The 13,549-nt window shown below is 59.7% G+C and carries 11 protein-coding genes; 9 read left to right on the forward strand and 2 right to left on the reverse strand.

The window, feature by feature from the left end:
• Positions 1-81 precede the first annotated feature (81 nt).
• The 7 genes from ASD46_RS17945 (at position 82) to recN (ending at position 9,114) form a co-directional block, all read left to right on the forward strand.
• Positions 82-1,008 (forward strand): D-alanine--D-alanine ligase, encoded by a 927-nt coding sequence (locus ASD46_RS17945; protein WP_003513211.1) that lies wholly within the window; start codon positions 82-84, stop codon positions 1,006-1,008.
• Entirely contained in the window at positions 996-1,928 is a 933-nt protein-coding gene (locus tag ASD46_RS17950) for a cell division protein FtsQ/DivIB (RefSeq protein WP_003513210.1), read from the forward strand. The genes ASD46_RS17945 and ASD46_RS17950 overlap by 13 nt, the downstream gene beginning before the upstream one ends.
• On the forward strand, positions 1,925-3,256 hold the full coding sequence (gene ftsA / locus ASD46_RS17955; protein ID WP_003513208.1) for a cell division protein FtsA: 1,332 nt from the start codon (positions 1,925-1,927) through the stop codon (positions 3,254-3,256). The genes ASD46_RS17950 and ftsA overlap by 4 nt, the downstream gene beginning before the upstream one ends.
• Positions 3,257-3,348: 92 nt before the next feature.
• A complete protein-coding gene (gene ftsZ / locus ASD46_RS17960; protein ID WP_003513206.1) occupies positions 3,349-5,094 on the forward strand; it encodes a cell division protein FtsZ in 1,746 nt (581 codons plus the stop codon).
• A gap of 271 nt (positions 5,095-5,365) precedes the next feature.
• Positions 5,366-6,322: a UDP-3-O-acyl-N-acetylglucosamine deacetylase gene (lpxC, locus tag ASD46_RS17965; RefSeq protein WP_003513204.1), complete on the forward strand. Its 957-nt coding sequence runs from the start codon at positions 5,366-5,368 to the stop codon at positions 6,320-6,322.
• A 236-nt stretch (positions 6,323-6,558) separates the two neighbouring features.
• Positions 6,559-7,425 (forward strand): outer membrane protein assembly factor BamD, encoded by an 867-nt coding sequence (locus ASD46_RS17970; RefSeq protein WP_003513201.1) that lies wholly within the window; start codon positions 6,559-6,561, stop codon positions 7,423-7,425.
• A 15-nt stretch (positions 7,426-7,440) separates the two neighbouring features.
• Positions 7,441-9,114 carry a DNA repair protein RecN gene (recN, locus tag ASD46_RS17975; protein ID WP_025594037.1) on the forward strand — a complete coding sequence of 558 codons (1,674 nt, stop codon included), beginning with the start codon at positions 7,441-7,443 and terminating at the stop codon, positions 9,112-9,114.
• Here the strand turns inward: recN and ASD46_RS17980 are convergent.
• Entirely contained in the window at positions 9,111-9,725 is a 615-nt protein-coding gene (locus tag ASD46_RS17980) for a LysE family translocator (protein WP_025594035.1), read from the reverse strand. The genes recN and ASD46_RS17980 overlap by 4 nt on opposite strands.
• A gap of 130 nt (positions 9,726-9,855) precedes the next feature.
• Here ASD46_RS17980 and ligA point away from each other — a divergent pair, with 130 nt between their 5' ends.
• Both ligA and ASD46_RS17990 read left to right on the forward strand, forming a co-directional pair.
• Positions 9,856-12,030 carry an NAD-dependent DNA ligase LigA gene (gene ligA / locus ASD46_RS17985; protein WP_025594034.1) on the forward strand — a complete coding sequence of 725 codons (2,175 nt, stop codon included), beginning with the start codon at positions 9,856-9,858 and terminating at the stop codon, positions 12,028-12,030.
• Positions 12,031-12,094: 64 nt separating this feature from the next.
• A complete protein-coding gene (locus tag ASD46_RS17990; protein WP_060642550.1) occupies positions 12,095-12,988 on the forward strand; it encodes an aminoglycoside phosphotransferase family protein in 894 nt (297 codons plus the stop codon).
• A gap of 4 nt (positions 12,989-12,992) precedes the next feature.
• Here the strand turns inward: ASD46_RS17990 and ASD46_RS17995 are convergent, their stop codons facing one another.
• Positions 12,993-13,523, reverse strand: coding sequence for a GNAT family N-acetyltransferase (locus tag ASD46_RS17995; protein WP_013636501.1), 531 nt, complete (start codon positions 13,521-13,523; stop codon positions 12,993-12,995).
• Positions 13,524-13,549: the final 26 nt, after the last annotated feature.

The following is a 13,549-nucleotide window of genomic DNA, read 5'->3' on the forward strand; positions in this document are numbered from 1 at the left end:
ATCATGTGCCAGAATCACCGTTCGTCAAATTCGGTTGGTTCCGGTGCGGATCGTAGCGGAGATTTGGTGTCAGAGGTATCGATGGGCGGCAAGCACGTAGCTGTTCTTTTGGGTGGGTTTTCGTCGGAGCGGCCGGTCAGCCTCTCGTCCGGGAACGCTTGCGCGCTCGCCCTTGAGGGCGAGGGGTACAAGGTCACCCGGGTCGATGTGGGGCGCGATATCGCCGCCGTACTCGGCGAGCTGCGCCCGGATGTCGCCTTCAATGCGCTGCATGGCCCCTTCGGTGAAGACGGCACCATTCAAGGCATTCTCGAATATCTCGCCATTCCCTATACCCATTCCGGCGTGCTCGCTTCTGCACTTGCCATGGACAAGGCGCAGGCCAAGAAAGTGGCTGCGGCTGCTGGCATTCCGGTGGCTGACGAACGCGTCATGAACCGGTTCGAATTCACCAGCGAACATCCGCTTGCGCCGCCCTACGTCGTGAAGCCGGTGCGCGAAGGCTCGAGCTTCGGTGTGGTGATCGTCAAGGAAGACCAGTCGCATCCGCCGCAAATCCTTACCTCGTCCGAATGGCGTTACGGCGATCACGTCATGGTCGAGCGTTACATCCATGGTCGCGAACTGACCTGCGGCGTGCTCGACGGCGAGGCGCTAGGAGTGACGGAAGTGGTGCCGCTGGGTCACAATTTCTATGATTATGACGCTAAATACGCAGCCGGTGGCTCAAAGCATGTCATTCCGGCAGAAATTTCACCAAAAATTTACCAAAAAATTCAAACACTGGCGGTTATGGCGCATCGGGCGATCGGGTGCCGTGGCGTAAGCCGTTCAGACTTTCGTTACGACGACCGCTTCTCAGAAGATGGCGAAGTTATCTGGCTTGAAGTGAATACGCAGCCGGGCATGACGCCGACCTCCCTGGTGCCGGAAATGGCGGCCCATGCTGGCCGCTCCTTTGGTAACCTTGTCAGCTGGATGGTGGAGGACGCTTCGTGTTTGCGGTGACCGGCAAAAAGTCGACGGCAAAAAAGCGCGAGCAATTCGTGGCGACGGCAAATGCCGACGATCGCAGGGTGCTGCCGCGTCCGCTGCGTCGTTTCGTGCGTTTCGGCGTCAGCCTTGCGACCGGACGCATCCACATTCCCGCCCATACCGGCACGATTTCGGCTGTTGCCTTTTACGCGGTGATCGGGCTTTACGGCATGTCGCTTGGCGGACATACGAATATCGTCACCCAGACCACGACCTCGGCCGCCGGTTTTGCGGTTGAGGACGTCAAGGTATCCGGCAATTTGCAGACATCGGAAATCGAAGTCTTCCAGCTTCTCGGCCTTGACGGCAGCACCTCCCTGATTGCGCTTGATATCGATGCGGCACGCCGCAAGCTCGTCCAGCTTCCCTGGGTCGAAGATGTTGATATCCGCAAGGTCTACCCGAAGACGGTTGAGGTTCGCCTGAAGGAGCGTGAAGCTTTCGGCATCTGGCAGCATGGCACGGAACTGTCGCTGATCGAAAAAAGCGGCAGCGTGATCGCGCCGCTGCGTGACAATAAATTTGCCGCCCTGCCGCTGTTCGTCGGACGCGACGCGGAAACGGGTGCTGCCGGTTTCGTAGCGCAACTGGCCGATTGGCCGGAAATTCGCAATCGCGTTCGCGCCTATGTTCGCATTGCCGGCCGCCGCTGGGATCTGCATCTCGACAACGGCATCGTCGTCAAGCTGCCGGAAGAGAACCTGCCGCAGGCACTGCAATTGCTGGCACGGCTCGATCTCGAGGAAAAGGTTCTGTCGCGTGATGTCGCTGCCGTCGATCTGCGTCTGACGGACCGCACAACGATCCAGTTGACCGAAGGTGCAGCAGAGCGCCGCCAGACGGCGGTAGATGCACGCACGAAGGCACTCAAGAAAGCGGAGAAGAACACATGAGCTTTTTTGGTTCTTCCCATTTCGGCCTGCCTCGTCTGAAGCCGCTGTCTTCCAAGCGCAGCCACATCGTCTCGGTGCTCGACATCGGCTCGACCAAGGTCGTTTGCATGATCGGACGGCTGACGCCGCGCCAGGAAAGCGAAATCCTGCCGGGTCGCACCCACAAGGTGGAAATCATCGGCATTGGTCACCAGCGCTCGCGCGGTGTGAAATCCGGCGTGATCGCCGATCTTGACGCGCTCGAAGGCGTGATCCGTCTTTCGGTGGATGCGGCCGAGCGCATGGCAGGCCTGACCGTCGACAGCCTGATCGTCAATGTTTCCGCCGGCCGGCTGGCAAGCGACATCTATACCGCGAGCATCGATCTCGGCGGACAGGAAGTCGAAGCAAGCGACCTGCGCAAGGTTCTGGTGGCGGCGAGCCAGCAGTCCATGCGTCAGGACCGGGCGATCCTGCATTCGCTGCCAACAGGCTATTCGCTGGATGGCGAGCGAGGCATTCGTGATCCGCTGTCGATGTATGGCGATCTTCTCGGTGTCGACATGCATGTGGTGACTGTCGAACGCACGGCGCTGAAGAACCTCGAGCTTTGCGTCAATCGCGCGCATCTCTCGGTCGAGGGCATGGTGGCGACGCCCTATGCCAGCGGTCTTGCGGCATTGGTCGATGACGAGGTCGAGCTTGGCTGTGCGGCCATCGACATGGGCGGCGGCACCACGACGATATCGGTTTTCGCCGAAGGCCGTCTCATTCATACCGACGCGATCGGCCTTGGCGGTCATCACGTTACGACAGATCTTGCACGAGGCCTCTCGACACGAATCGAAGATGCGGAGAGACTGAAGGTGGTGCATGGTTCGGCTTTGCTGAATGGCGCGGATGAGCGCGACATGATTTCGATCCCGCCGATTGGCGAAGATGATCGCGATCAACCATCGCAAGTTTCAAGGGCACTTGTTACCCGCATCGTGCGGGCGCGTATCGAAGAGACGCTGGAATTGATCCGTGATCGTATCCAGAAGTCCGGCTTCAGCCCCATCGTCGGCAAACGTGTTGTCCTGACGGGCGGCGCGAGCCAGCTGACGGGGCTGCCGGAAACGGCACGGCGCATTCTTGCCCGCAACGTTCGTATCGGCCGCCCCATGGGGGTTGCGGGTCTTCCGGTTGCGGCAAAGGGACCGGCATTTTCAACCGCATGCGGACTGATGATCTATCCGCAGGTAGCGGACATCGAAATTCATGCGGCGCAAGGCGGAATGTTCTCGCCGTTTGGTACGGGTAGCGGCCGGATAGCCCGGGTAGGGCAATGGCTGAAAGAGAGTTTCTGAGTAGCCTCGTGGCGTGAGCCTGAGGTTTCCAAGTTGAGTTTTCAAGAATCGGCCAGCGGGGCGATGCGGCCAGAGAAAGAAGGAATGGTAAAATGACGATACAGCTGCAAAAGCCTGATATCACCGAGCTGAAGCCACGCATCACTGTTTTCGGTGTCGGCGGCGGTGGCGGTAACGCTGTCAACAACATGATCACGGCTGGCCTCCAGGGTGTCGATTTCGTCGTCGCCAACACGGATGCACAGGCTCTGACCATGACGAAGGCAGACCGGGTCATCCAGCTCGGCGTCAACGTCACCGAGGGTCTCGGTGCCGGTTCCCAGCCGGAAGTCGGACGCGCCGCCGCTGAAGAATGCATCGATGAGATCATCGATCACCTGAACGGCACCCACATGTGCTTCGTCACTGCCGGCATGGGTGGTGGTACAGGCACCGGTGCTGCACCTGTCGTTGCACAGGCTGCCCGCAACAAGGGCATCCTGACGGTCGGCGTCGTTACCAAGCCTTTCCATTTCGAAGGCGGTCGCCGCATGCGTCTTGCCGAACAGGGCATCGAGGAACTGCAGAAGTCCGTCGATACGCTGATCGTCATTCCGAACCAGAACCTCTTCCGCATTGCCAACGACAAGACGACCTTTGCCGATGCCTTCGCCATGGCTGACCAGGTTCTCTATTCCGGCGTTGCCTGCATTACCGATCTGATGGTGAAGGAAGGTCTCATCAACCTCGACTTCGCTGACGTTCGCTCGGTCATGCGTGAAATGGGCCGCGCAATGATGGGTACTGGCGAAGCTTCCGGTCCGGGCCGTGCGATGCAGGCTGCGGAAGCGGCAATCGCCAACCCGCTGCTCGACGAAACCTCGATGAAGGGCGCACAGGGCCTCCTGATCTCCATCACCGGCGGTCGCGATCTTACCCTGTTCGAAGTCGACGAAGCGGCTACCCGTATTCGCGAAGAAGTCGATCCGGATGCGAACATCATCCTCGGCGCAACCTTCGACGAGGCACTTGAAGGTCTCATCCGCGTCTCCGTCGTCGCGACCGGCATCGACCGCGTTGCGGGCGTTGGCGAACAGAACGTTGCCGATATGCGCGCCGCAGCCGCCAAGCCGCTTATCCGTCCTTCCGCGGCCGTTGCTCCCGCTCCGGCCGCAGTTCAGCCTGCACAAGCAGTATCGCAGGCACCAAAGACCGTAGACCAGATCGCCCAGACCATCCGTTCGGCGGAAGCCGAAATGGAACGTGAACTTGGTTTCGCAGCACACCAGCAGCCCTCTCAGGATTTCCGTCCGCAGAGCAAGCTGTTTGCATCCGCTCCGGCTGAAGCACCGGCAGCTCTCCGTCCGGCCCAGCCGGTTCAGCAGGCTGCTCCGGCACCTGTTGCCCCGGCACCGGTTTATCATGCGCCGGAACAGGTTGCCGCTCCGCGTCTGCAGCAGCCGCAGGCTCCGGTCTATCAGGAGCAGGCTCCTGTTGCCCGCCAGCCCGAGCCTGTCCGCATGCCGAAGGTTGAGGACTTTCCGCCGGTCGTGAAGGCCGAGATGGATCACCGTGCCCACGCAGCTCCTGCAGCCCAGGAAGAGCGTGGTCCGATGGGTCTTCTGAAGCGCATCACCAACTCGCTTGGCCGACGCGAAGAGGAAGAAGTTCCTTCCGAAATGATGGATGCGCCGAGCATGGCGCCGCAGCAGCGCCGCGCACTTTCGCCGGAAGCCAGCCTCTACGCTCCGCGTCGTGGCCAGCTTGACGATCACGGTCGTGCGACGCCTTCTTCGGCAAGCCACCATGACGACGACCAGCTGGAAATTCCGGCGTTCCTGCGTCGCCAGTCCAACTAACAGCGATTCCGTTCGCCTCTCCAAACGCCCGGGTCACACGACCCGGGCGTTTTGTTTTATTGTGCGTTATTAACAGTAAATTAATTCATCTTTTCAATGGCTTGTGCGTGTAACAATCCGAAACGAACAGTGATTTGTCCTGGCACTTTCATGTGCGTATGTATGAGGCTGGGTAAGGGAAAACATTGACCTCGCCGGTTGTTGAAACCGGCTTGAAAAACTTGAACGGCGCTGAATATACGGCGCGGTTTTCAAAACAAGGCATATACGCATGACTATCGGACTGCTCGGATTTCAGACGACTATCGCAAATGCTGTTCAGCTCAAGGGCATTGGCGTGCATTCCGGCAATCCGGCTTCGATGACGTTCCAGCCCGCAGAAGCCGGAACGGGCATCGTGTTTCAGCGCCTTCATGAAAATGGCAGCGTAACCGAGTTGAAGGCGGTGTCTTCCAATGTCGGCAATACCGATCTGTGCACCGTGCTCGGCCGCTCGCTATCCCAGTCAGTGGCAACGGTCGAGCACGTCATGGCCGCCATCTACGCCATGGGCCTCGATAACCTCGTCGTTGAGGTCGACGGTCCGGAAGTGCCGATCATGGACGGCAGCTCTGCGCCATTTATCGATGCGATCGAATCGGCTGGCATCAAGAACCTTGGTGTGAAGCGCCGCTATATCCGTGTCATCAAGCCGGTGCGCATCGATTCGGGTGCGTCCTGGGCGGAGTTCCGCCCTTACGACGGCACGCGGTTCGAGGTCGATATCGATTTCGACACGCCGCTAATCGGCAAGCAGTCCTGGAAGGGCGACCTGACGGCGGATACGTTCAAGAACGAGCTTTCGCGCGCCCGCACCTTCGGCTTCATGCGTGACGTGGAGCGCCTGTGGGCTGCTGGTTACGCACTCGGCTCCTCGCTTGAAAACTCTGTTGTCATTTCCGACGACAATAGCGTCATCAACATGGAAGGCCTGCGTTATGCCAAGGACGAATTCGTTCGCCATAAGACGCTGGACGCCGTGGGCGACCTGGCACTTGCCGGTGCGCAGTTCATCGGTTGCTATCGCTCCTATCGCGGCGGCCACAAGGTCAATGCCAACGCGCTGAAGGCTTTGCTGAGCGACCGCTCGGCCTATGAGATCGTGGAGGCTCCGGCCGCCCGCAACCAGGTACGTGCCCGCGAATTCGTTCCGGTCAACATGCCGGAATTTGCACCCTGGTCCGCTTGAGTTTGTTTGCAGGCTATTTATTGACAGGAAAAGCCGCTCCGTTTCGGGGCGGCTTTTTCACGATGAGGGGCGGGATGTTTTGTCATACCGCCTGATATTCATGCGATTGCATGGGCCGATGCCATAAAAATGCGTTAATGCATCATCATTGCGTTGCCCTGCAGATGCTTTTATGGCTAGAAACGCCAGTGCAAAGCCGATGCTTATGTATTTGCGCGGGAAGTGGGAACTGTCGAATGAAGCATGTAGGGTCTGGTGCAATGAAGGGTACGATGCGGGGGATCGCCGTTTCGTTGATGTTGGTCGGTGCGAGTGTTGCCGTCACGGCCTGCCAGTCCGATCCGGATATCGACATTACCAAGCTCGGCGTCGAGACCGATCCGCCAGACGTTCTGTACAAGCAGGGGCTTGCAAACATGAACGCCGGCAACATGACGGAAGCCTCACGCAAGTTCGAGGCGATCGACAAGCAATATCCCTTCACCGAATGGGGCCAGAAGGCGCTTGTGATGCAGACCTTCATCGCCACGCGCACCAACAAGAACGACGTGGCCATCGCGTCCGGCAGCCGCTTCCTGCGCCAATATCCGCGCTCCAAGGATGCCGCTTACGTTCAGTACATGATCGGTCTTGCCTATTCTAAGCAAATTTCCGACGTGACGCAGGACCAGCGCGCCGCGCAGCGCACGGTCGAGGCGATGAGCAAGGTGGTCAACGACTACCCTGATTCGGAATATGTCGCTGACGCGCAGGCCAAGATCCGTTTCGCCCGCGACCAGCTCGCTGGCCGCGAAATGCAGGTCGGCCGTTATTACCTTGAGCGCAAGGAATATCTCGCCGCCGTTTCGCGTTTCCGTATCGTCGTCGAGCAATACCAGAACACCAACCAGATCGAGGAAGCGCTGGCCCGTCTGACGGAATCCTATTATGCGATGGGTCTTTCCGACGAGGCGCAGACTGCTGCCGCCGTTCTCGGCAACAACTATCCCGACAGCCAATGGTATGCGGATTCCTACAAGCTGCTGAAGGGCGGTGGGTTGGAGCCGCGTGAAAACAAGGGGTCCTGGATTTCGCGCGCCGGCAAGAAGCTTATCGGCGCCTGAGACAGGGCATAGGCCATGCTGGTCCAGCTCTCGATTCGTGACATCGTTCTGATTGAAAGGCTCGACCTCGGCTTTGAGGCGGGCCTTTCCGTGTTGACAGGTGAGACGGGCGCGGGCAAATCCATTCTGCTTGACAGCCTGTCGCTGGCCCTCGGGGGCCGCGGCGATGGCGGTCTGGTGCGCCACGGGGAAGAGAAGGGGCAGGTCACTGCCACTTTCGAAGTTCCGAACAGCCACCCCACACGGCATCTCCTGCGCGAAAACGGTCTGGATGACGATGGCGACCTGATTTTCCGCCGCGTGCAATCCGCAGACGGACGCACCAAGGCCTATATCAACGATCAGGCCATCAGCGTGCAGATGATGCGTCAGCTGGGGCAGCTACTGGTCGAAATTCACGGCCAGCACGACGACCGCGCTCTTGTCGATACCGATGCCCACCGCACGCTGCTGGATGCTTTTGCCGGGCTGAGCGAAGATGCCCGTGCCGTTCAGGGTTTCTACCGCACATGGAAGGACGCCGAGCGGGCATTGAAAACCCATCGTGCCAAGGTTGAGGCTGCTGCCCGAGAGGCGGACTATCTGCGTTCCTCCGTCGAGGAGCTTGAGGTGCTCTCGCCGCGCGACGGCGAGGAGGAGGAGCTTGCCGAACGTCGGGCGGTGATGCAGAAATCCGAACGTATTGCCGGTGATATCGCCGAAGCGAGCGAGTTCCTGAACGGCAACGCCTCGCCAGTGCCCATGATCGCATCCATGATGCGGCGCCTGGAACGCAAGAGCCACGAGGCGCCGGGATTGCTGGAAGACACCGTGCAATTGCTGGATGCCGCGCTCGACAGCCTTTCCAACGCGCAGATGGAAGTGGAGGCCGCACTTCGCCGCACCGAGTTCGATCCACGCGAGCTGGAGCGGGTGGAGGAACGGCTGTTTGCGCTACGCGCCGCCGGACGCAAATATAATGTCGCGGTGCCTGATCTGCCGGCGCTTGCGGAAAAAATGGTCGCGGATCTTGCCGACCTCGATGCGGGCGAAGAAAAGCTCGGCAAACTTGAAGCCAATCTCGGCGTTGTGAAAGCCGATTTCGACCACGCGGCCAAATCGCTCTCCGAAAAACGCCACAATGCGGCGAACGCGCTTTCCGAAGCTGTCATGGCGGAGCTTCCGGCGCTCAAGTTGGAGCGGGCACGTTTTACCGTCGAAGTCAGCTCCGACCCGGAGCAAGCGACGGCTGACGGTATCGATATCGTGGAATTCCACGTTCAGACCAATCCTGGAACGCGGCCCGGCCCGATCATGAAAGTCGCTTCTGGCGGCGAATTGTCCCGTTTCCTGCTGGCGCTTAAAGTCGCGCTGGCGGATCGTGGTTCGGCACCGACACTGGTGTTCGACGAAATCGACACGGGCGTTGGCGGCGCTGTGGCAGATGCCATTGGCCAGAGGCTGCGTCGTCTGTCGAAAACCGTGCAGGTTCTGTCCGTCACCCATGCGCCCCAGGTGGCCGCGCGGGCGGCCACACATCTTCTCATTTCCAAAGGCCCCTCCGGCGACGGCACCGAGCGCATCGCCACGCGTGTCGCTACCATGGAGCCGAAACATCGCACCGAAGAAATCGCCCGCATGCTTGCCGGTGCCTCGGTGACAGATGAGGCGAGGGCTGCCGCCGCCCGCCTGCTTGCCGCCAAGGATTAACGGCTGACGGCCACCGCCACGCCGGAGCCGATCATGACGCCGCCCGCCGCCCGGTTCACCCTGCGGACGATTCTTGGCTCACGAAGCAGCTTTCTTGCCCGCACAGCCAGAACCACATGAGCGCCGATCACAACCGCCTCCACCACGACGATGACGGATGCCAGCGCCAGAAGGTGATCGACCGTCAGCGAGGCGCCGACAACGTTCGGTAACAATGCCACGTAAAAGAGCGGCATTTTCGGATTTCCGAGATTGAGTGCAGTTCCCGTGGCGAATATCGAAAGAAGGCTACTGCGGCCATTCATGGGTTGCAGATCGGGAACCACAGGTTCCGCTGTCCAGAGTTTGAATCCCATCCAGATGAGATAGGCCGCGCCGCCATAGCGCAGCACCGCCATCACCGTTCCCATTTCGGCGGCGAGGATCGACAGGCCGAAGGCTGCAAGCGTGAGGAATATCAATATTCCTGCCACGGTTCCGGCCCCATAGGCGAGGCCGGAGGCGGCACCATGGGTGATGGTGCGGGCGACGATCGTCATATTGTCCGGGCCGGGGCTGGCCGCGAACACGAAGAAGGCTGCTGCAAAGGCAATGAGGGTGGTGAGTTCCATGGGGGCTCCGGCTTCCGTTTCATCCGGATGCTCAGAATAGCGGATTCCCGCCTGTTGAAAAGCGAGGATGGTTTTGCGTTTGCCAATAATTCGCTAAAAGCATTGCAGATTCATCCGTGAGGCTTCTTCCATGTCGAAAGACCAGATTCCCGTCGAAAACCTGACCGAGCTTGAGGCCTCTTCCGAGCTGGCATTTTTGGCAGCCGAGCTTTCCCGCCACGATGCGCTTTATCATGGCAAGGACGCGCCGGAAATTTCGGACGCGGACTACGATGCGCTGAAGCGGCGCAACGACGCCATAGAGGCTGCTTTCCCGGCGCTGGTGCGGGCCGACAGCCCGTCGAAGAAAGTCGGCTTCACGCCGCTTCCCACCTTCGCGCCCATCGTGCATGCGCGGCCGATGCTGTCACTCGACAATACGTTTTCCGAAGAAGATCTGCGGGACTTCGTCAGTTCGGTCTATCGCTTCCTCGGGCATCTGCCGGATGATTCGATTGCCTTTACCGCCGAGCCGAAGATCGACGGACTTTCCATGTCCATCCGCTACGAGAACGGCAAGCTGAAGACGGCGGCAACACGTGGTGACGGCACGACGGGCGAGAACGTCACCGCCAATATCAAGACCATCAAGGAAATTCCGAACCAGCTGCCTGCCGATGTACCCGATGTGGTGGAGGTGCGCGGCGAGGTCTATATGGCCAAGAGCGACTTCATGGCGCTCAATGCCCAGATGGAGGCCGATGGCAAGCAGACCTACGTGAACCCGCGCAACACGGCCTCCGGTTCGCTGCGCCAGCTTGACGCCAAGGTGACGGCGAAACGCAAGCTGCGGTTCTTTGCCTATGCGCTTGGCGAGGTCTCCAATGGCGGCCAGCCGACGCGGATTGCCGACACGCAATATGGTATCGTCGAGAAATTCCGGGAATGGGGTTTCCCGGTCAATCCGCTGATGAAGCGATTCACGTCTGCCGAACAATTGCTTGAACATTATAATGAAATCGGCGTCGCGCGACCCGATCTCGATTATGATATCGACGGCGTGGTCTACAAGGTCGACCGGCTTGACCTTCAGGAACGGCTGGGTTTCCGTTCGCGCAGCCCGCGCTGGGCCACCGCACACAAGTTTCCGGCCGAGCAGGCCTTCACCACGGTCGAGAACATTGAAATCCAGGTAGGGCGCACCGGCGCGCTGACACCGGTTGCGCGTCTCACCCCGATTACGGTCGGCGGCGTCGTCGTCACCAATGCGACGCTACACAATGCCGATTACATCGAGGGTATCGGCAATAGCGGCGAGCGCATTCGGCCCGAGGATCATGATATCCGCATTGGCGATACTGTCATCGTGCAGCGTGCAGGCGATGTCATTCCGCAGGTGCTGGATGTGCTTCTGGAGAAGCGCCCGGCTGAGGCGGTGAAATATGCGTTTCCGGAGAAATGTCCTGTGTGCGGCAGCCATGCGGTGCGGGAGCGCAATGAAAAGACCGGTAAGCTCGATTCGGTCACGCGCTGCACCGGCGGTTTCGTCTGCCGGGCGCAGGCGGTCGAGCATCTGAAACATTTCGTTTCGCGCAATGCGTTCGATATCGAGGGCTTGGGTACCAAGCAGATCGATTTCTTCTTCGAAAGCGAGGATCCGGCCCTCTCCATCAAGACCGCGCCTGATATTTTTACGCTGAAGGCGCGGCAGGAGGCATCGCATCTTACCAAGCTCGAAAACATAGATGGTTTCGGCAAGGTCAGCGTCAAGAAACTGTTCGATGCCATCGATGCCCGCCGCGAGATCGATCTGCATCGGCTTATCTTCGCTCTCGGCATTCGTCATGTCGGTGAAACCACGGCGAAGCTCCTGGCGCGTTCCTATGGCACCTATGAGCATTTCGAGGAAGCCATGAAGGCGGCAGCCGACCCGGCGAGCGATGCCTGGGCCGAACTCAACAGTATCGATGGCATTGGCGAGGTCGTGGCGCGCGCCATCATCGAATTCTACAAGGAACCGCGCAATCTCGATGTCATCGACCGGCTGATACGGGAGCTGCGGCCGAAGGAGGCCGAGAAGCCCTCGACCGAAGGCAGCCCGGTGGCGGGCAAGACGGTGGTCTTTACCGGGTCTCTGGAAAAATTCACGCGCGACGAGGCCAAGGCCCGTGCGGAAAGTCTGGGCGCCAAGGTGGCCGGTTCCGTATCGAAGAAGACGGATATTCTGGTGGCCGGGCCGGGGGCAGGTTCCAAGCTTGCCAAGGCGGCGGAGCTGGGCGTTCAGACCATGGACGAGGACGAGTGGCTGGCGCTGATCGGTGGCTGAAGCACCGTCATCGCCTCGTTGTTTTGCGCCGCTATGGGTCTTATCCTGAAACGGGGAACGGGACATGGATGACCGCATCGTCATCTCTACGCAGCAGGTTCGAGCGCTGATCGCAAGCCAGTTTCCGCAATTGGCGGGGCTTGATGTCAGGCCGGTGGAACTGAGCGGCTGGGATAATCGCAGCTTCCGCCTTGGTGATGATATGCTCGTTCGCCTGCCGAGCGCTGGCCGCTATGTGGCACAGGTGGAGAAGGAGCATCGCTGGCTGCCGAAGCTTGCGCCTCTTTTGCCTCTTCCGATCCCAAAGCCATTGGCGATTGGTGCGCCGGGACAAGATTATCCGTTTCCATGGTCCGTTTATGGCTGGCTTGATGGCGAGCCTCTCGCCCGGCATCTTGGGCATATAAATCTCGCAACAATAGCCGTCGACGTAGCAGCGTTTTTGAAATCCCTGCAGGGCATCGATGCGACGGATGGTCCGCTTGCGGGCGAGCAAAATTTCCACCGCGGTGGGTCGCTTGCGGTCTATGACGGCGAGGCGAGGGCGGCGACGTTGCGCCTCGCCGATGAGGTCGATCAGACGCTGGCCACGGAAATATGGCAGCTTGCTCTTTCGAGCAGCTGGCAGGGCCAGGGCGTTTGGGTGCATGGCGATATTGCCGAAGGCAATCTGCTGGTGAGAGATGGCCGCCTCTCAGCCGTCATAGACTTCGGCAGTTCCGGCGTCGGAGACCCATCTTCCGATCTCATTCTGGCATGGAACGTGCTCGACGCCGAAAGCCGGAACGTCTTTCGCCTGGCGATGGATCTCGACAATGCCACATGGCAGCGCGGGCGCGGCTGGGCGCTGTGGAAGGCGTTGATCACGCTTGAGGCTCAACGTGGACGTGATGAGAAACTGGCCGAATGGTCACGTCGGACCATTCGGGAAGTGATGGCCGATCATTTGTCCGCCTGAAACATCAGCGCAGACGTGCCATGACGTAGGCATCCACATATTTGCCGTCGCGATAGGCATCGTTGCGCAAGGTGCCCTCGCGTTCGAAACCGAGTTTCTCATAGAGCCGGAGGGCGGCGAGATTGTCGGTGAAGACATTCAGTTCGATGCGACGGATATCATGCCAGTTATCGGCCGCGTCGATGAGTGCCGTCAGAAGCCTTGAACCGACGCCCTTTCCGGCGAAATCGTCGTGAACGGACATCGCAAGATCGGCGACATGGTACTGTCTGCCCGCTCTGCGATATAATCCGGCGTTACCAACGAGCTTTCCGTGCCACTCCGCGACGATGACGATGTCGGTAGGGGCTCTGTTTTCTATCGATTTTCTCGTCTTTTCAATCGTCTGGAAAGGCTGCCGAAGGGTGCCGTGCCGGACGCCGGGAAGGTTGAGCATTTCCGTCAAGGCTTCGACGTCTTCAAGCCGAGTGGCGCGCAGGACAACGTCCTTCAGATCAAATGGCTTGTTTGTAATATCCGCTGGTTTCATGTTCATGCCTGTCTCCTTGTGGCGCGTTCGGA

The sequence above is a fragment of the Rhizobium sp. Root491 genome, from assembly GCF_001427205.1.
GTDB lineage: Bacteria > Pseudomonadota > Alphaproteobacteria > Rhizobiales > Rhizobiaceae > Agrobacterium > Agrobacterium tumefaciens.